Source organism: Coriobacteriia bacterium (assembly GCA_003149935.1).
GTDB lineage: Bacteria > Actinomycetota > Coriobacteriia > Coriobacteriales > QAMH01 > QAMH01.
On record QAMH01000004.1, the window covers coordinates 39,323 to 58,928 of the forward strand.

The 19,606-nt window shown below is 59.7% G+C and carries 16 protein-coding genes and 1 tRNA gene; 13 read left to right on the forward strand and 4 right to left on the reverse strand.

The features are described 5' to 3' along the window. Window positions 1-96: 96 nt before the first annotated feature. The 4 genes from DBY20_00845 (at window position 97) to DBY20_00860 (ending at window position 5,345) form a co-directional block, all read left to right on the forward strand. The gene (locus DBY20_00845) at window positions 97-1,338 is read left to right on the forward strand and encodes a hypothetical protein (GenBank protein ID PWL79801.1); all 1,242 of its coding nucleotides are present in this window, start codon (window positions 97-99) and stop codon (window positions 1,336-1,338) included. Window positions 1,339-1,353: 15 nt separating this feature from the next. Next, window positions 1,354-1,914, forward strand: a complete 561-nt coding sequence (locus DBY20_00850; protein ID PWL79802.1) for a hypothetical protein — start codon at window positions 1,354-1,356, stop codon at window positions 1,912-1,914. Continuing rightward, window positions 1,911-3,392, forward strand: coding sequence for a molecular chaperone DnaK (locus DBY20_00855; GenBank protein PWL79803.1), 1,482 nt, complete (start codon window positions 1,911-1,913; stop codon window positions 3,390-3,392). Before DBY20_00850 ends, DBY20_00855 begins: the two co-directional genes overlap by 4 nt. Before the next feature lie 144 nt (window positions 3,393-3,536). Beyond that, complete coding sequence (locus DBY20_00860; protein PWL79804.1) at window positions 3,537-5,345, forward strand: hypothetical protein; 1,809 nt, start codon at window positions 3,537-3,539, stop codon at window positions 5,343-5,345. A 42-nt stretch (window positions 5,346-5,387) separates the two neighbouring features. Here DBY20_00860 and DBY20_00865 read toward each other — a convergent pair whose 3' ends face one another. Next, window positions 5,388-6,620 (reverse strand): hypothetical protein, encoded by a 1,233-nt coding sequence (locus DBY20_00865; protein PWL79805.1) that lies wholly within the window; start codon window positions 6,618-6,620, stop codon window positions 5,388-5,390. Window positions 6,621-6,848: 228 nt separating this feature from the next. Between DBY20_00865 and DBY20_00870 the strand changes: the two genes are divergently transcribed. The 5 genes from DBY20_00870 (at window position 6,849) to DBY20_00890 (ending at window position 12,109) form a co-directional block, all read left to right on the forward strand. Next, complete coding sequence (locus tag DBY20_00870) at window positions 6,849-8,840, forward strand: methionine--tRNA ligase (GenBank protein ID PWL79998.1); 1,992 nt, start codon at window positions 6,849-6,851, stop codon at window positions 8,838-8,840. Between the two features lie 12 nt (window positions 8,841-8,852). Next, window positions 8,853-8,937: transfer RNA gene (locus DBY20_00875), tRNA-Leu, on the forward strand. 309 nt (window positions 8,938-9,246) lie between these two features. Next, on the forward strand, window positions 9,247-10,860 hold the full coding sequence (nhaA, locus tag DBY20_00880; GenBank protein PWL79806.1) for a Na+/H+ antiporter NhaA: 1,614 nt from the start codon (window positions 9,247-9,249) through the stop codon (window positions 10,858-10,860). Between the two features lie 436 nt (window positions 10,861-11,296). Beyond that, entirely contained in the window at window positions 11,297-11,689 is a 393-nt protein-coding gene (locus DBY20_00885) for a molybdopterin biosynthesis protein (GenBank protein PWL79807.1), read from the forward strand. Window positions 11,690-11,905: 216 nt separating this feature from the next. Further along, window positions 11,906-12,109 (forward strand): cold-shock protein, encoded by a 204-nt coding sequence (locus DBY20_00890; protein PWL79808.1) that lies wholly within the window; start codon window positions 11,906-11,908, stop codon window positions 12,107-12,109. A gap of 271 nt (window positions 12,110-12,380) precedes the next feature. Here DBY20_00890 and DBY20_00895 read toward each other — a convergent pair whose 3' ends face one another. The 3 genes from DBY20_00895 to DBY20_00905 form a co-directional block, all read right to left on the reverse strand. Continuing rightward, window positions 12,381-13,022 (reverse strand): hypothetical protein, encoded by a 642-nt coding sequence (locus DBY20_00895; protein ID PWL79809.1) that lies wholly within the window; start codon window positions 13,020-13,022, stop codon window positions 12,381-12,383. Further along, entirely contained in the window at window positions 13,015-13,434 is a 420-nt protein-coding gene (locus DBY20_00900; protein PWL79810.1) for a hypothetical protein, read from the reverse strand. The genes DBY20_00895 and DBY20_00900 overlap by 8 nt, the downstream gene beginning before the upstream one ends. A gap of 134 nt (window positions 13,435-13,568) precedes the next feature. Further along, a complete protein-coding gene (locus DBY20_00905) occupies window positions 13,569-14,267 on the reverse strand; it encodes a hypothetical protein (GenBank protein ID PWL79811.1) in 699 nt (232 codons plus the stop codon). Between the two features lie 243 nt (window positions 14,268-14,510). Here DBY20_00905 and DBY20_00910 point away from each other — a divergent pair, with 243 nt between their 5' ends. The 4 genes from DBY20_00910 to DBY20_00925 all read left to right on the forward strand — a co-directional run bounded on the left by DBY20_00910 (window position 14,511) and on the right by DBY20_00925 (window position 19,602). Further along, a complete protein-coding gene (locus DBY20_00910) occupies window positions 14,511-16,946 on the forward strand; it encodes a dehydrogenase (protein ID PWL79812.1) in 2,436 nt (811 codons plus the stop codon). A gap of 78 nt (window positions 16,947-17,024) precedes the next feature. After that, entirely contained in the window at window positions 17,025-17,402 is a 378-nt protein-coding gene (locus DBY20_00915; protein ID PWL79813.1) for an oxidoreductase, read from the forward strand. A gap of 50 nt (window positions 17,403-17,452) precedes the next feature. Further along, window positions 17,453-18,787 (forward strand): hypothetical protein, encoded by a 1,335-nt coding sequence (locus DBY20_00920; GenBank protein ID PWL79814.1) that lies wholly within the window; start codon window positions 17,453-17,455, stop codon window positions 18,785-18,787. A gap of 443 nt (window positions 18,788-19,230) precedes the next feature. Continuing rightward, window positions 19,231-19,602 (forward strand): hypothetical protein, encoded by a 372-nt coding sequence (locus DBY20_00925; GenBank protein PWL79815.1) that lies wholly within the window; start codon window positions 19,231-19,233, stop codon window positions 19,600-19,602. The last annotated feature ends 4 nt before the right edge of the window (window positions 19,603-19,606 follow it).

Consider the following 19,606-nt stretch of genomic DNA (forward strand, 5'->3'; position numbering starts at 1 on the left):
CCTGAACAAAATGTGCAGAACGCGCATTATGCGAGAACAGTCCCGCGTGCCGTAGTAAAATCAACAGACTTGGTTTCTCGTAGGCACGGAGTGTGAATGGCCAAAGGTAGTTCGAAAAGCACGGTTCTCAAGAATGCGCAGAGAGTCGCCGCCGCCACTTCGATGGATTCCGTCGCGATTAACGCCGGAAAGTACGATGCGAAGAACCGTACGAAGCAGAGCGAGGTAAAGCCCGCAAAGCCTGCTTCACCCGCGCATTCCAAGAAACCTGAGAAGAAGATGAGTGCCGCGAAGAAGGCGCTCGTCGTATGCGTTGCCGCGATGGTCGTCGTTTTCGGGTGCTGCTGTTTCGCGTTTGCCTCGGTTGAGGAGACCCGTTCGCAATTCGTTCCGGAGACGACCATGCTTGATGGTCAGATTGACATATCCGGCATGACGCGCGACCAGCTGCATGAGCTCATTACCCGGCGCGTTAACAGCAATATCGGCACGACGATCACCTTGAGCGCAGGAGACGCGAGCCATTCGATCGAGATGTCGGAGATCGGCGCCATTGATATCGATGCAACGGTGGAGCAAGCCTTTGCCCCATATCGCGACAACCCCGTCGTGCGCGTCTTCGTGATGATCGGCGAGCTCGTGGGCGCAGAGCCAGAGACGCACGACGTAAACCTTGCGTGCGTGGTCGACCATGACGCGCTCGTCAACCGTGTGGCAGCAATTGCGCAGCAGACAAATACGCCTGCGAAGAGCGCCGGTTATGCTTACGACGAGGCCACCAATGCGCTTGTAATTGCCGAGCCCATGCAGGGTGTCATGATGGACGAGGCGACGACGGTCACGCGTATCGAAAACGTGCTTGGCGCCTCTGGCAACGGTGACCCCAATCGTCTGGCCATCCAAGCCGAGGCGACGCTGAGCGAGCCAGAGCTCCAGCCCATCGGGCAGGCCATCTTCGTCGACACGCGCGGTTGCCGGGTGAGTCTCTACGAGGAAGGCGAGGTAGTCGCGACTTATCCCTGCACGCCGGGCATGTCGGGCTACGCAACGCCCAAGGGCGATTTCTTCCTCTCGTACAAGGATTCGGCGCCCACTTGGTATAACCCGCATAGTGCCTGGTCGGAGGGCATGGAGGAGACCATCGGGCCCGGTCCGTCCAACCCGCTCGGCTTGCGCGCGCTTGCCGTGAGCTGCGGAGGCGGCATCTTCCTACACGGTACGACGAATACCGGCGGTTTGGGCTCTCCAGGTAGTCACGGCTGTGTGCGCCTCTCCAATAACAACATCGTCGAGCTATATGACCGGGTATCTACCGGCATTCCCATCATCATTCGCTAGACTCAAGGAGCAACCATGGAATCGACCCTGTATCTCGACCTTTCGACCGATGCGACGCGCAAGTCCATTTTCGGGCAGCTCGTCGCCGCCACGCCCGAACAGCGTCGCGGCAACATCGGCGTCGTCGTGGGTGACGAAAGCATTCCCGCCAAGGCGCAACTGCACGACCTCGCCGATGTCGAGCGCGCCATCGGCACCTCGGTGGCCAGCGACTGGACCAAGGAGGAAGCCAAACAGGTGTATCGCATCCTGGCGCACGCTGAAGCTCAGGTGCACGGTTGCGATGTGGAGCAGACGCACTTTCACGAAGTCGGCCTCGGGATGACCGTGCGCGAGATTCTGGGCGTGTGCTGCGCAATCGAACAGATCAATCCGGACAAGGTCATCGCCTCGAAGGTGCAGGTTGGCAGCGGCAAGATCGAGTGCGCCCATGGCGTGCTCGACATCCCCGCGCCGGCGACCGCGGCCATCCTCGAGCGCTACCACATACCGCTGGCTGAGCCGCGTCTCGAGGGCGAGCTATGCACGCCCACCTCGGCAGCATTCATCGCACGCTACGTAGAGGAGTACCAATGAGCAGACTTATCGGCATCGACCTGGGCACGACGAATTCCTGCGTTGCGGTGATGGAAGGCGGGCATCCCGTCGTCATCGCCAATGCGGAAGGGTCGCGCACGACACCGTCGGTCGTGGCATTCACGAAGAAGGGCGAGCGCCTCGTGGGCGAGATCGCCAAACGCCAGGGTGCCATGAACCCCGAGCGTACCATCGGGTCGGTCAAGCGCCAGATGGGTTCGACCACGCCCATCCGCATCGATCGCAAGAAGTATCTGCCGCAGGAGATTTCCGCCATGATCCTCGCCAAGCTCAAGGCAGACGCCGAAAGCTATCTAGGCGAGCCGGTCACCGACGCGGTCATTACCGTACCGGCGTATTTCACCGATGCGCAGCGCCAGGCCACGAAGGACGCCGGTGTCATCGCCGGGCTCAACGTGCAGCGCATCGTCAACGAGCCCACGGCTGCGGCGCTTGCCTATGGCGTGGACAAGGAGGAGAACAAGGCCGTCATGGTCTATGACCTGGGCGGCGGCACCTTCGATGTCTCGGTGCTCTCCATTACCGGTGGCGTGATCGAGGTGCTGGCCACCGCCGGCGACAACCATTTGGGCGGCGATGACTTTGACGCGCGCCTCGTCGAGGAGCTGCTGCGACGTTTCAAGGCGCAGTACGGAGTGGACATCTCGGGTGATGCGGCGGCGATGAACCGTCTGACCGAGGCTGCCGAGGCTGCAAAGCGCGAGCTCTCGTCGGTATCCACGACGACGATCAACTTGCCGTTTTTGGCCAGTAACGGTGGCCAGCCCCTGCACTTCGAGACGCAGCTCACACGCGACGAGTTCGAGCGCCTGACCGCGGACCTGGTCGAGCGTACGATGGGGCCATGCAAGCGTGCTCTGGCCGATGCGCACATGGGGCCCGGCGACATCGGCAAGGTGCTCATGGTGGGCGGATCGAGCCGCATCCCCGCCGTCAAGCGTGCGGTGCGCGAGCTTACGGGCAAGGAGCCGTCCGAGTCGATCAATCCCGACGAGTCCGTCGCCTTGGGCGCGTGCCTGCAAGCCGGCGTTTTGGCCGGCGACGTGGGCGGCCTGTTGTTGCTCGACGTGACGCCGCATTCGCTCGGTATTGAGGTCGTCGGTGATGTCATGTCGGTGCTCATCCCGCGCAATTCGACGTTGCCGACCACGAAGAGCGACATCTACACGACGGTTTCGCCCATGCAGACGACGGTCGAGATCAACGTGTTGCAAGGCGAGAGTCCTCGTGCAAGCGAGAACACGTCGCTGGGCAAGTTCATGCTGGGAGGCTTGCGTTTGGGGATGAAGAAGCCGCAGGTCGAGGTCACTTTCGAGATCGACGCCAACGGCATCGTGCACGTGACTGCCCGCGACCTCGAGACGAACAAGGCCGCCAACATCTCCATCGAGGGCTCGTCGAACATGTCGCAGCGCCAAATCGAGGCCGCGACCAAACGCCTGACGGATGGCAAGTAACGCTTCGGCATCGTGGGCGCGTGGCGGCGAAAACGTTCCTCGCTCGTGTATGATGATGAGATAAGTTGACAGGTGTGTCAGGGGGTCTGACCCCCTGACACACCGTCCCCCTGCCACGCCCAACCGCGAAGAGAAAGCAAGCGCATGGAAAAGAACGTGAAGAAGACGATTGTCATTCCGCTGATCATCACGATCGTCGTCATCGGGATTCTCTACTACGTGACCATCCCACCCATCAACATCCAGAGCGTGCAGTTCTGGAACTTCCTGATTTGGTGCCTCATCATCATCGCGGTGTGCTTTGGCGTTCCGCGTGCGCACGATGCCTCGACCAGCTTCATCTCCGATTTCATCGATGGCATCAACCGCGAGGGTCTCGGCTACATCTTCAAGTTCCGCGAGCGTCGCGCAGCTCGCAAGCAAGCCAAGGCGGATGGCGACAAGTCCGCCGTGCCCAAGCGCAGCTGGCTGTTCTGGGTCATCGCGCTCATCATCTTCCTCTTCCTCGGCATCTTCGTCGGGCAGATCGCGAGCTCCCCGCTCTTCAACGCACGAGCCTACTCGGGCCTGCTTGAAGTCAAGGAAGGCAACTTTGCCGAGGACATCTCCGAGATTTCGATGAAGAGCGTGCCCGTCGTCGATCGCGATACGGCCGTGCGTCTCGGCTCGCGCACCATCGGCGAGATGAGCGACCTGGTGAGCCAGTTTGCCATCGACGAGGGAGCCGATTCCTATACCCAGATCAATTACGAGAGCCAGCCCTATCGCGTGGCACCGCTGATTTACGCCGACCCCATCAAGTGGCTTATGAACACCTGGGAGGGTCTGCCTGGCTTCGTCACGGTCAACATGGCCACGCAGGACACGCAGCTCGTGCGCCTGCCCGAGGGCCACTACATGCATATCTCCACGGGCGAACACTTCAACAACTACCTGTATCGCTACGTGCGCTTCCAGTTCCCGTTCGAGATTTTCGGCGAGGCGGCTTTCGAGCTTAACGACGAGGGCGAGCCGTACTGGATCGTGCCCACCGTCAAGATGCGCATCGGCCTGTTTGGCGGCGAGGATTACGATGGCGCCATTCTCGTGAACGCCTGCACGGGCGAGACCACGAAGTACGCACTTGACGAGGTACCCAGCTGGTGCGACAAGGTCTTCACGGCCGACCTCGTCTACGGGCAGCTTGGCTATTACGGCAAGTATCGCTCGGGCTTCATCAACTCGCTCATCGGTCAGACTGGCGTGCTCGTGCCCACGGGCTCTCCTGCACCCGGCCTGTTCAATGACTCCGAGAGTTCCTCGAGCGTCGGTGGCGGATACAACTATCTCGCGATCAATGACGACGTCTACATGTACACGGGCATGACGAGCGCCAACAGCGATGAGTCGCTCGTCGGATTCGCGCTCGTCAACCTGCGCACCAAGGAGCCGCGCTACTATACCTGCGCGGGTGCGACCGAGTCTTCGGCCATGTCGTCTGCCGAGGGCCAGGTACAGCAGATGAGCTACAAGGCGACCTTCCCGTTGTTGCTCAACATCGCCGATCGACCCACGTACTTCCTGTCGCTCAAGGATGCAGCTGGTCTGGTCAAGATGTACGCGTTCGTTGACGTGCAGCAGTACCAGATCGTCGGCACGGGTTCGACGGTCGCCGATGCGCAGAACGCCTATATCGCGGCGCTTACCAACGACGACCAGGTCGAAATCGATGAGGGAGCCATTGCCGAAAGTGGCATCTTGCCTTCGGTGGATGGCCAGATCGAGGCCATCGAGTCGGTGGTCTTCGATGGCAACACGCGGTACTACTTCAAGCTTGCGGGTGACCCGGTCATCTACATCGCGGGTATTTCGGCCAACGAGAACATGCCGTTCTTGCGGGCCGGTTCACGCGTGTCGGTGATGTACACCGAGAAGGACAACACGCGTGAGGTCACAGCGCTCACGCTGCTGTGACCTGCGCGACCAGGCAATTGTCGCCGGGGCGCTTTTGTCTGCTTATAGACCGATGCGGGGGCTTCCCTTCTGGGGAAGCTCCTCGTCTTTGTAGAGGAATTTGATGACGTCGGGCACGAGGTCTGCCGCAGGAACCTTGGTCGTGTAGATCATCGAATGCGAGATGCAGCTATCACGGCAGAGATGGCAGTTCACGCAGAGCGCGGGCCTGAAGCTGAGAGTTGCGCGTCGCTCGTCATCGACGTGGTACTTGAGCGCCTGGGTCACACACATGCGCGCACATGCTCCGCAGCGCTTGCAACGATCGGGGTCGATATCGACCGAAGCCCAAAAGCGCGTGTCGATGGTGGCACCTTGCGGGTGCGTGCCGATGGTTTCGAGCATCCTGAGCAGACGTATGCTGCGGTAGCTGTCGGGAGCGAAGCGCTCCTCGGGGGTCATGATGATCTGGGCGTTGGGGTCGGGTACGGCCTCGCCTGTGAGACTGCCGATGGCCGAGCTCACGGCATGCCAGGCGTATCCGACTGCCGAGGCACCGGCCTGCTCGAAGGCCTCGCGCCGATCGGACTTGATGACGTTCGTCTGCGCACGTGGCTTGTCGAGGACGAGGGTGGCCGGCACTTCGTCGAGCGTGGCGAAGGTGCCGGGTATCTTCCACAGGTCGAGCACCTGGCGCGTGCTGCGGACCATCTCCTCGAAGTAGGGTTGTTCACAGTCGATGTCGCACCCCTCGCAACTCAAGGTGAAGAGGACGACGCGCTTGAACTTGAGCGCGAACATGCCGGTGATGAGATACTCGTCGAGATAGTCGAGGCACGGTAGCACGACGACACGGTCAGTATCGATATGTGTCGTCTGGGCGTGTCGCGCGCAGATGAACGCGGCGCTGCCGGCGTTGCGCTCGGCCGAAATGCGGGCCTGACGCACGATTTCCGTGGCCGAGGGCGCGGTCGTGCTCATGGCCGACGTGGGGCAGGCCGCCACGCAGGCACCGCAGTTGGTGCAGAGTTCCGAGTCGATGGAAAGATGGCCAAGCGAGCGCTTGATGGCGTCGTGCTGACAGGCTGCCAGACAGCTGCGGCAACGCGAATGCCAGTTACGGATGTAGACGCAGCGCTTGGGCACGACCGCAATCGAGGTCGCGGCCAGCTTGTCCGAGATGCTCTCTATGGTGTCGATCTTGCTCATGCGCGGATTATAACGCGCCATTTCGAAGTCGATGCGCCGGGGAATGGGGCAAGAATCAGGTCCCCATCGTATTTTTGCATGTCGCATGTAAGAAAATTGCGATTGTGTGAGAGGCGTCCGCACCCCCGTCCACGTGGTCTCACATTAACGCAAAAAAGCTGTATGCGCACTCACGCTGCTTCGCACGAACGCGAAAACAGCCAAGCGCTTCTTCGGATCCTTGCCGTATAATCAACGGTTTGTCAGCTACGAGCGAAAGGCTTCTTCGTGCACGAACGTCCCGAATTTCCCGAGCGCGCCGTCGTCACGGCGGGCATGCCCTACGGTAACAAGGGCCTCCACTTTGGCCATATCGCCGGCGTCTTCGTGCCGGCCGATGTCTACGCCCGCTTCCTGCGCGACCGCATCGGGTCGGATAACGTGTTGTTCGTGAGCGGCACCGATTGCTATGGCTCTCCCATCAACGAGGGTTACCGCAAGCTTGTCGAGGCTGGCGAGTTCGACGGCACCATCGCCGATTACGTGCAGATGAATCATGACGCGCAGAAGGCCGCACTCGACGCCTATGACATCAGCCTCGACATCTACGAGGGGAGCGGCATCGGGCTTTCCGGCATCAAACAGCAGGAGATGACTGATGCCTTCATCACGCGCCTCTACGACAATGGCTGGCTCGAGAAGCTTTCTACTCCCCAGTTCTACGATGCGCAGGCGGGCACCTTCCTCAACGGTCGTCAGGTCATCGGGCGTTGCCCCGTGCAGGGCTGCAAGTCCGAGAAGGCTTACGCCGACGAATGCGACCTGGGTCATCAGTACGACCCGGTCGACCTCATCGCTCCCAAATCCGCGCTTACCGGTGAGACTCCCGAGATGCGCGAGGTGAGTAACTGGTATTTCGAGCTCCCGCGCTTTCATGACCTCATCGCCGACCATATCGAGCAAATCGCGGGTCAGTGCGGTACGCGTCGTGTGCTCGTCGACGAGGTCGAATCCTTCCTCGCGCCGCCCATCATCTACGTTCAGGAAAAGTTCGCCGACGACTTCGCCGCCATCGAGGCAGAGCTGCCGGAGCATACGGTGCTGCCCGCCGAGAAGGGCAAGAGCTCATTTGGCGTGGAGTTCGCGAGCATTGCCGAGCGCGAACGCGCCGTTGAGGTCATGCATGCTCATGGCCTGCGTTTCCGCACGGGCAAGACGCTCGTCCCCTTCCGCCTGACCGGCAACATCGAGTGGGGCGTGAAGGCTCCGGACCTGGACGGGACGCTGCCGGACGCGACCGTGTGGTGCTGGCCGGAGTCGTTATGGGCACCCATCGCGTTTTCGCAGGCGGCGCTCGAGGAGAGCGGACGTGATGCGAGTGATTGGCGCGCCTGGTGGTGCTCGGATGACGCGAAGGTCTACCAGTTCATCGGACAGGACAACATCTACTTCTACGGCGTCGCGCAGACGGCGTTGTGGCAGGGCACGCAAGCTGGCCATGAGCCGCGCGTCGATGGCACGGGCGACGAGCTGCGTCAGACCACGCTCGTTCCCAACTACCACATCCTCTTCATGGGCAAGAAGGCCTCGAGCTCGGGCGCGATCAAGCCGCCGATGGCCTCCGAGCTACTCGATTACTACACGCCCGAGCAACTGCGCTCGCATTGGATTTCGCTGGGCCTGGGCGTCAAGCCCGCGAGTTTCTCGCCCAAGGTGCTTGACCCGAACGCCAACGAGAAGGCGCCCGATCCCGTCCTCAAGGAAAGTGCGCTGCTCACCAATATTTTCAATCGCATCGCGCGCTCGTGCTTCTACACGGCGCAGAAGCATTGCGACGATCGCCTGCCGCTGGGTGGGCCGAGCGAGGACGTGCGTGCCGCGTGCGAGCAAGCGGTACTCGAATATGAGGAACACATGGCCTGCTTCGAGATGCACGCCGTGATGGCGCAGATGGACGAGTTTTTGCGTGGCATCAACAAGTGGTGGGCGAGCGAGAGCCGCAGCGCGCTTGCCGAGGACGCGCCCGAAGGTGCCGTCGAGGCGCTGCTGCGTGATGCCTTCCATTATCTGCGATGCGCGACGCTGCTCATGCACCCCATCGTCCCGCGTGGCTGCGAGCTCATCTTCGAGTACCTGGTCATCGAGCCGAAGGACGCTTCGTGCGAGGCACATGATGCGGGCTTCTTCAACTGGTGCCACGTCTTCGAGCCCATCGATTTCTGGGCTACCGACGAGGAACGCGCCGTGGGGAGCAAGGCGCTCAAGGAGCTACCGCCGCGTTTCGACTTCTTCAAGAAGCATCCCAGTCAGTACGAGGATATGGCATAATACCGGTCACGTGCCCGAGTGGCGGAATGGCAGACGCGACGGTCTCAAAAACCGTTGTCCTCTGGGCGTGTGGGTTCGACTCCCACCTCGGGCACCAATAGAACATGATGTACGGGGCAGCGAGAGACTGCCCCTTTTGTCATTTCGAGCGCGGTGAATGAGGCTTGTCCTTGTCATTTCGAGCGCAGCGAACGAAGTGAGCGGAGTCGAGAAATCTCGGTTTAGTCTACGATAGGGGATGAGATTTCTCGACTTCGGGGCTTCGCCCCTTCGCTCGAAATGACAGGGGAGGGCAGTCGCGCCTCCGGTCGAAATGGCAGGGGAGCGCTACGCGCCTTCCGGTCGAAATGACGGGTGGGATGGCCAGCGGACCATCCGCTCTATACGATAGAAAACGGAGCTTCGCATGACCAACCAACATGAAGATACCGACGCGCGCGAGGACTTCTCCGACACGCCCATCATCCCCGGTCCCGATAATCCCGACCCCGACGGGCTGTTCATCGCTGAGGTGCAAGGTCGCAACAAGCGACTGCGCCAGCTCATCCAGTTCACGCACTCGTCCACGAAGGCCGCGGCCATCATGCTCGTGGCTGCCATCATCGCACTCATCGTTGCCAACACGCCCGCGCACGGGCCCTTCCTCGAGTTCTGGCACACGCAAGTCTTCGTCGGCATAGGGCCTTTTCATGGCGAGATGTCGTTTGCGCACATCATCAACGACATCTTCATGGCCGTGTTCTTCCTGCTCGTCGGCCTCGAGATCAAGTACGAGATGACGGCCGGCGAGCTCACCAACATCCGCCAGGCCATCCTGCCGATTCTCGGCGCGTTGGGCGGCGTGCTCGCGCCCATCGGCATCTACCTTGCGTTCAACGCGACGCACCCCGAGGCGTTCATGGGCTGGGGCGTGCCGACCGCGACCGACATCGCCTTTGCCCTCGGCATCCTGTCGCTTCTGGGGAGCCGCGTGCCCAACGGCGTGCGCGTGTTCCTCTCGACGCTGGCTGTCGCAGACGACATCATCGCCATTCTCGTCATTGCGATCTTCTACGGCGAGAGCCCCGATCTGTTCTGGCTGGCTGCTGCCGCCGTCGTCTTCGTCGCGCTCATCGTCATGAACCGCATGCACGTCTATTCGCTTGTACCCTACGTGCTCGTGGGCTGCGTGCTGTGGTTCTGCGTGTTCTCTTCGGGCATTCACTCGACGATTGCCGGTGTGCTGCTCGCGTTTGCCATTCCGTCGGGTTCGCGCGTCAACCTCGACAACTTCTTCGACTGGTCCAACAAGCGCCTGCGCATGGCCAACAGCTTTTACGAGGGCGACGAGACGCCGCTCGTGGCGCAGAAGGACTACATCACCACGGTCTCGAGCCTGAGCAAGATATCCAAGCAGGCGGTGCCCCCGGCCACGCGTCTTGAGCACAAACTCTATCCGTGGGTGTACTTCCTCATCTTGCCCCTGTTTGCGTTGACCAACGCCGGCGTCGCGGTGACGGGGCTCGACCTCGCGATGGTCACGTCTTCGCCGGTCGTGCTCGGCGTGTTCTGCGGCTTGATGTTTGGCAAGCCCATTGGCATCATGTTATTCAGCTTCATCACGATTAAGACGAAGATTGCGCAGCTGCCCGAGTTCGTGACCTGGCGTCACATGTTTGGTGCGTCGGTGCTCGGCGGCGTCGGCTTCACGATGGCCATTTTCGTGGCAAACCTCGCCTATGCGGATGCGATGCTCATCACCGAGGCCAAGCTCTCGATTCTGGTTGCGTCGACGGTTGCCGGCATCGTAGGCTTTGTGCTGCTGTTTCTGCAAGCCAAGGCAGATCAGAAGCGCGGCATCAGCTATGTCACCGTGGTGCCCGACGACGGAAACGTCTCGCATGCAGATGCCGAGATGGGCCGCGATTCCGAGGAGCTCGTCGATTCGCTGGGTGATGAGAAGCTTTCCGAGCGCATGCGGATGGCGCATGAAAGCGCGACCGTTCCCGGTGAGCTCAAGATCGAAGTCAAGGACGTGTAGAAGGCCAGACCTTCCGACGCTTGTGTTGGCTTAATGGGGAAAAGGCAACGGGCGAATGTCAAGACTGTTTCTTGCCGTAGGTAGTATGTATAGTACGTAGTGCTTCATCCTCTGACCCGGCTTATTGCGATGGACCGATGGCAATTCTATGGGATCCCGAGATCTTGGGTCGGAAAGGTATCCCTCGTTACGACGGTGGGGAAGCTGGAACGCCCAGTGTGGGAGCCCACCTTACAGGGTGGGTTCATCCTACCGGCAGGGGATGGGGTTGACTTAAGGGGCTGCTTTTGGCAGCCCCTTTTGCGTTTGTGGGATTGGGATGCTGGCTATCTGGCCATAGGGGCGCATTGTGTGGCAACCCGCTGTGGTACACTCTGCTCAAAATTCTGCGCTCGTGAGGATAATGGGGCAATGTCCCATTTGTGAGGAGGAATCGATGAAGGAATCACCGTCCATGGACCAGTGGCTCGCCGAGGCAAAGGCTGACGAGAGCGCACCGCGCTGCGGCATGTACCTGGCGCATAACGGCACGGTACGCGAGCTGCCCAAGAAGCTCGTGCGCGAGGGTGTCGATGACGGCACGAAGGTTACGGGCATGAACTTCAGCTATGATGCCGCTGCTGTGGATGCTGCCGTGAAGGAAGCACTTACGTGGCCGGGCATCGAGTACGTGCGCGTATGGCTCAACGAGGGTACGCTATCCGTGGGTGACGACATCATGTATGTGCTCATCGGTGGCGACATTCGCCCCAACGTGATTGACGCGCTTCAGAATCTCGTGGGCAAGATCAAGAACGAGATGGTGCAGGAAGTCGAAATCGCGGGCTAGCTTGTGCGGGTGGTAGCCTCTGCCATGGCCACGTCTGCGCCGAACTCGTGCAGGTAACGGCTTTCTTCTGGGGCAATGTTTTTCTTGTGGCGAGAATATAATTATTCTAGAATGTAGATAACGTGATTGGCACGTGTTTTAAGCGCTTGCTTGGGCTTGGCCGCCCGGTTTGCGTGTATTGGAGCTCCTAACGGAGCCAAACGAAAGGCGTTTCAAATGGCTGAAGGTACGGTTAAGTGGTTCAATCCCGACAAGGGCTACGGCTTCATCTCTCGTGAGGATGGCGACGATCTGTTCGTGCATTTCTCCGAGATTCAGATGGACGGCTTCAAGACTCTTGACGAGGGCGACAAAGTCAACTTCGAGGTGACGACGGGCCAGAACGGCAAGCTGCAGGCGAGCAACGTCACCAAGGCTTAAGTTCTCGATTCATACTGACGCCTAAAGGGCTCCGCGCAAGCGGGGCCCTTTTCGTTTAGCGGGGAGGGAGCGCACCCGATGGGGGATATCTGTCTCGGTTGCATGCGCGCTGGCAAGGATGCGCTCTTCTGGTACATAAATGGCAAGTAGGCGTACCAATGGCCGCTTAACTTGCCAAAAGCGACGTATTTGCGTGCCGTATCTCGCGAAACATGCCAGGTGAAGTCGCCGCTGGTTTTAGACAAGCAGGGCTTGCCTGTTCGCTCTCATGCTATTTCTGGGTACGAACGCCCTCGGCGGCCATGCAAAGCAACGCCACGTGGCGGATGTGCTTCTCCTGGTCACGTTGCATCTTGGCGGCTTCGCGCTGTGCCTGTGCTTCGGCGATGGAAAAGCGACAACCGCAGTAGTTCTGGCGGTACATGCCCTTCTCTCGGCTGATCCGTGTTGCCTCTTGGTAGCGGTCGCGGAAGTCACGCGCATCGACGTTGAGTCCGTGACGTGCAGCCGCCGCCTCGAGCTCCTCGAGGATGACGTCCGTCAGTTGGTACGGGCTGATGGTGAGCGTCGTTGAGATCGTGTCGAAGCCTCGCTTTTTGGCCTCGCGAGCCGTCTCCTCGAAGCGCAGTCGGTAGCAGGCACGGCAGCGAGCTTCGCGGTCGGTGCCGTATACGGCGACCTCGCGCTCCCAGGCGCTCGGATCGTAATCACCCTCGATGAGCTCGATATCCTGCGGATCGCATACATGCTCTCTGAGCGTGGAGAGACGGTGTTCGTATTCCTCGGGTGGAAAGATGTTCGAGTTGGCGTAGTGGATTGAGAACTCGACGTCTTCTTGCGCGAAAATGCGGGTAGGCTCAAGCGAACACGGCCCGCAGCAGGCGTGCAGAAGCATGCGTGTGCCGCTAGACATTGACGATGTCCTTGAGCATGGACTTGGCCTGGGATTCCGATATCTCGCCCGCCTGGTACATGGCGGCGATGTCCTGGATCTCGTCCTTGTTGCCGATGTTCTTGGCGACGAAACCGCTTACGGCAGCGGGGTCATCGGTGTTGACGCCGAGCTGGTCGGCGATGTCGATGACGGTTGCCGCCTGGCTCGTCGAGAGGCCGAAGTCCTGCGTGAGCATGCCGACGGTGCTCGTCGAGCCCGCTGGTGTGCTCACGCCCGTGACATGCGCTAGCGTCGAAAGCCCACGCTCGAGTTTGTCGATGGGGCCAGTGTTGCCGCTCACGGCGCTGTAGACGAAGAACGCGGAAAACGCGATGCAAATGACCGAGATGATGACGAATATCCCCTTGAGGATGTTCCCGAGGACCTTCACGTGTAACTCCAAACCAATGTGTGGGATTTCAAAGCATGCTAGTACAACTAGATGGGCCACATGTCAGATTGACCAATTCTGCGGCGAACGACCCCAAAATCAACACAATCGCGAAAGGACGTCGGGAGCGACCGCTATAGGCTGAAGAGACGAGAGATGGTGTCATCAGCCGGCTCGTTCAGCAAGTTGTAAAGCCTTCGTGGAACGGCGTCGTCAAGATACCTGCATAGGGTCTCTATGCTGTACGGCATGTTTCCGACGAACCAGTGCGTGACACCGCCGACTTCGGCATCTGCCAATGCCACGATCTGGAATTCCAGCTCCGGATCGAGCTTTTCATGCTTGTAGTCGACGATGGTCTCGCGCAGCGTCTGGATACGTCGGCGCTTGGCGTGTTCGAAGAGCGATTGATAACCCTCCATGCCGAAACCCCATCGATAGAGCGTGTCATGCTCGGCAAATGCGGTCGTGTTGAGGAAGTTTGCTTGGAACCAGTTGAGGGTGCGCCCCGTCTGGAAGAGGAAATGCTCGGCGATGGCGCCGTAGTGCCACTGGCATATGTCCCATTTGTCCTTGAAATGGTAGTAGAAAGTGGCGCGCGATATGCTCGCTTCGTTGCAGATCTGGGTCACGGAAATCTCGTCGAAGGGCTTCTCCTTCAGCAGCTTCTCAAAGGCGTTCACAACGGCGAGTCGAGTTTCGTTCAGATTGAACCCAAAGACCTCATTCATCATAGCCCCCTCTTCGAATTCCCCCTCTTTAATGTACTCGCCTTTATTGCCTTTTTGTGACGTTTGGACAAAAGAGCAGTTTTGTCTGATTGCTCCTGACATATGGATGGAAGTGACAAATACGCTCCGAGGAGGCGCATACGCCGACGCGTCATCCTGACAGCATGCAAGAGCTGTAAGTTGGTTTCAGGCGCTGCGGCGACATTGAGAGTTCCATGTGAAAACCGCGCTTCCTAATCTCTCAATTAGAGAACTCTGACTTTTTTGTTGGGGTCAGGCAGTTCCAATGAACTGCTTCTGGAGCATGGCAAGACATTGCCATGCAAGGAGAGAGGAGTGAGGATTATGGCAGAACATGGAGTGGAGGGCTACAACAACAGTGGCGTGTCGACGCAGCTCGTCGGCGACTACGTTGAAGTCCCGCACAAGCACCCCTGGCGTTACGAGGAGGACGGCTTGACCGTCACCCGCGGTAGCGCATGGTCGGGCCCGGGCTGCCACGATGGCTGTGGTGTCCTGCTGTACACGGACAAGGACGGCAAGTTCGTCAAGTGCGAGGGCGACCCCGAGAACCCCTACAACCGCGGACGCCTGTGCGTGCGTTGCCTGGACGTTCCCGAGGTGACCTACCACAAGGATCGCCTCCTGTATCCGATGAAGCGCGATCCCAAGGACCGTGGCAAGGACAAGTGGGAGCGCATCAGTTGGGAAGAGGCCATCGACCTGGTGGCGACGACCTTCCTCGATATCAAGGAGAAGTACGGCGCCGAGTCCGTCGTCTTCGGCCAGGGTACCGGTCGTGATATCGCCGCCTACATCACGCGTCTGTGCTGGTCGTTCGGCTCGCCCAACTACGTGCTGTTCCTGTCGGGCTGCGCCTGCTACCTGCCGCGCGTCGCCGGCATGGCTGCCACGGCCGGCTCGTTCTGGGTTGCCGACTGCTCGCAGCAGTTCGCCGATCGCTACGACAATCCCGAATACAAGGTCCCTGAGACGATGTTCATCTGGGGCAACTATCCCCTGCGCGCGAATTCCGATGGTTTTTACGGCCACTGGGTTGTCGACCTCATGAAGCGCGGTATGGAAGTCGTCATGATCGACCCCAAGGTCACCTGGCTGTCGTCCCATGCCAAGATTCACCTTCCCATCCGTCCCGGCACCGACGCGGCGCTCGCCTTGGGCTTCCTTAACATCATCATCAACGAGGACCTCTACGATCATGACTTCGTCGACCGTTGGACCTACGGCTTTGACGAGCTCGCAGAGCGCGTGCAGGAATACACGCCGTCCCGGGTCGCGGATATCACCTGGATTCCCGAGGAGAAGATCGTCGCGGCTGCCCGTCTTCTGGCCAACAGCAAGCCCGCCACCATGCAGTGGGGCGTCGCGGTCGACATGACCAAGGAGGCCCTGCCGGCTTCCCAGGCAATCGCCGCATGCTTCCAGATCACGGGTAACGTCGACGTGCCTGGCGGCATCATCGCTCCACCCGAGATTCTCAACTACGCCGGCGGCTGGGGTCGCGAGCTTTGCCCCGAAGAGACGTGGAAGAAGCGCATCGGTCTGGACATGTATCCACTGCTCAACTTCGGTTTCCAGATCGCCCAGCCCGACGAGCTGCGCCACACCATGGTGACCGGCGAGCCTTACAAGATCCATGCCACGTGGCTGCAGCAGAACAACACGCTGTCCTGCATGTCCGCCGACCCGCAGGAGACCTACGCCGGTCTCATGAACTGCGATTTCAACGTGTCGGTCGACCTGTTCATGACGCCGACCATCATGGCGACGTCCGACGTGGTGCTCCCAGCGGCGACCTTCCCCGAGCGCGACGGTATCCGCGTCGGTGACGGCGTGCAGCGCGGCGAGGTCATCAACAAGGTGTGCCAGGTGGGCGAGTGCAAGTCCGACATGGAGATCAACCTTCTGCTCGGCAAGCGCTTCAACCCGGAGGCATGGCCCTGGGAAAACGTCGACGAGATGTTCAGCGCCATGCTCGAGGCGCAGACGCCCTACAGCTTCCAGGACGTTCGGGAGAAAGGCCCCATCTACTTGCCGTTCAGCTACAAGCGTTACGAGACGGGCCGCCTGCGCGCCGACGGACAGCCGGGCTTTGGCACGCCGACGGGACGCATCGAGCTGTGGTCGACGTTCTACAATAGCGCCGGCATGGACCCGTTGCCCTACTTCGAGGAGCCGGTGCCAGGTCCCAACTCCACGCCCGAGCTGCTCGACGAGTATCCGCTGGTACTTACCACCGGCGCCCGTCCCTGGTCGCTGTTCCATTCGGAGCATCGTCAGGTCAAGCGCATGCGCAACCTCAAGAAGGAAGCCAACGTCTACATGAACCCCAAGACGGCGGAAGAGTACGGTTTGGTCGATGGCGACTGGGTCTGGATCGAGAACGTGTACGGCCGCTGCAAGTCAAAGGTCGTCGTCACGAACATCTACACCAACCCCAAGGTCATTGCCTGCGACCATGCCTGGTGGCATCCGGAAGGCGACCCCGAGAAGCTCTATGACACGCATGACCTCAACGTCAATAACCTGCTTCCGGGCATTCCCGGCAAGGCCGGATTCGGTTCCAACTACAAGACCACGCTGGTCAAGCTCTACAAGGTGACGCCGGAAGACGACACCAACGGGGCCTTCCTGACCGGCGAGGAAGGCGAGCATTCGCAGGCTCTCGACGGTAAGGGTGTCGAGGCGATCCAGGACTTGGTCGATCAGCGCAACGCCCTGGTCGCCAAGCGTGATGCCGCCAAGGCCGAAGCGGAATAGCCGCAACGAGATCAAGACGAACCACGGGGCGCGAACCGAGGCGTCGGCCTGCGCCCCGTACGAGAAGAGAGGTGCGCTATGCAAACTCCAGCTGAGCTCAACGCCCGAACGAGGGCGAAGTACGGAATGCTCATCGATTACCAGTGGTGCACGGGTTGCCACTCCTGCGAGATCGCTTGCCAGATGGAGCACGGCTTGCCCGTAGGACAGACTGGCATCATGGTCCACGACATGGGCCACTGGCCCCTCGAGGAGGGTGGCGATGACTGGCAGTTTGGCTATCTTGCCGCCCCCAACTCCGTGTGCGACACCTGCGCACACAGGCGCTCCCTGGGCAAACCGCCCACCTGCGTGCAGCATTGCCAGGCGCAGTGCATCGAATTCGGCCCCATCGATGAGATGGCCGAGAAAGCCAAGGAGCACAAGGACTACGTCCTGTTTGCCCTCGGTAAGTAAGTACGAAATGCCTCCGGCGTCTTGGGTGGGACGCCGGAGGGCACCCAATCATGGAAACAACTGGTCTTATGGGAGGGATAATGTCAATCGTGAAATATGGTGTTCTGGATAGGCAGACCACCAATACGGAGCGCTGGCTCGCCTTTGCCGCGCTTTTTCTGTTCGGCTTCACGGCCTCATGCAACCTCTTCAAGGCATCTCCGATTATGCCCGTGCTAGGTTCCGCCCTGGGAATCGATGCCGCCATGATCGGACTCATCATGACCTTCTATTCGATTGCCGCCGTCATCTTCGCGCCCATTGGCGCGCTTGTCATGCGCAAGGTCGGTGTCAAATTCATGGTCGTGGCATCCTGCATCATCATGATCATCGGTACCCTCATTAGCTGGCTAGCCGGTGATAACGCTGCCATTTTCTTTACTGGACGTGCTATTGAGGGCGTTGCCTATGGCCTAATTTGCGTTTGTGGTCCCAATATCTTGCCGAGGCTCTTCCCACGCAAGCAGATGGGTATGGCCGTTGGCATCTGGTCACAGTGGATTCCCTGCGGAACCATCATCGCGTTCTTTACGGCTCCGGTTATATTCGATGCGACTGGCGCATGGCAGAATATCTGGCTCGCGACGTTGATCCTAGAGGTTATCGCTCTCATCGGGCTTGTCGTGTTCGTGAAGATGCCCGCGAAGAACGAGAACACGATTGTTGCGGGCAATGCCGATGTCGAGGCGAAGCACGGCAAGCAATTCCCGGCTTCGGGCTTTGTCGTCTGCGGTATCTTCCTCATCTGGGTATACGTCTACGTCGTCAATATTAACGGCATGTATCCGACCTTCCTGATGGAGGAGAAAGGCATGAGCATGTTCGACGCCTCCATGCTGCCGAACTGGCTTGCCATCATCACCATTCCATTGGGAATCGTCGCAGGTGTCATATCCGACAAGTTCCCCATTCGCAAGAAGTCCCTTGTGGTCTTCTATATCATCGGCGCCCTGATTTTCTTCTTCCTGGCCTTCACGCCGGGCAAGGACGCCTCCAGTGCATGGGCCTTCTGCATCATCATGGGCATCTGCGCCTCGTTCATCCCAACCTACACTCGAGGCATTACGCCGCTGCTTTGCACGGACTCGATGAAATGCGACATGGCCCTGATGGTCATGGCGCTCGTTACTGGTATTGCACAGTGTCTTGCGTTCCTCGCTTCCACGAGCGTCGCCGTGCTCGGTTGGTTTGCCAATTCGCAGTTCATTTGTGCTCCGCTCATGCTCATCGCCGCTATCGTCGTCCTCATCTTCGTCAAAGACGATAAAGCCGTCGTCGAGATTCGTGAGCTCGAAGAAGCCGAAGCTCTTGCTGAGAAGAAGTGCGATACAAGCAATGCCGAATAAGTTGTAGTCCCTTTCCTCATGATGTCGGGCGTGTTCCCTCCTCTGGCAATGGCGCGCCCGGCATCACCTTTGCGGACTTCGAGGAACTTCGCGGCCCGAGGGCTTGATGCCCCCGGGTCGCTTGTCTCTTACGGGAAACGAGGAGAAACCATGTCTTGCGGATACGCTTGCGTCGGGTGCGGAAAATGCACGGGAACGCCTAAGCCCATGCTCGTAATGGGAACATGCCCCGCTTGTGGGCATCGGAACGCCAGCGATGCGATGCACTGCGACGAATGCGGGCGTCCACTGCCCCCAAGGCCCGGCATGGCCACTGCCAAACCGGTAGGTGCGGAAGACGGAGGCGGGAGTGGCTCCCGCTAGTTGTGTGAGCTGAATGCCCGGCTGCGAGACGGTGTCATACGTGCCATACTGACGCACGACGCTACGGACGGAGACCTTTCATGATTACGATATCGAGCATATTCGAGATGTTGTTTCTCATAGGCTTCGGGCTCTCCTGGCCCATGAATATCGTCAAGGACATTCGCGGGAAGACCTCCAAGGGAAAGAGCCTTATGTTCCTGGTCTTCGCGCTCTTTGCCTATGCCTGCGGAATCCTCTCGAAGCTCACCGCCGAGACCATCTCCTTCGTCCTAATCTTCTACATCATCAACGCCGTGATGGTTGTAATCGACACCGTCTTCTGGTTTGTGAATCACAAGCGCGATCTCATGTACGATGCCGAAGGGCAGGTATGCATCGAGGTCGTGGAGGAGATAACGTGCCCCTACGGATACGAGTGCGAAAGGCTCATCGTCGCGAGTGGCAAATAGGCTG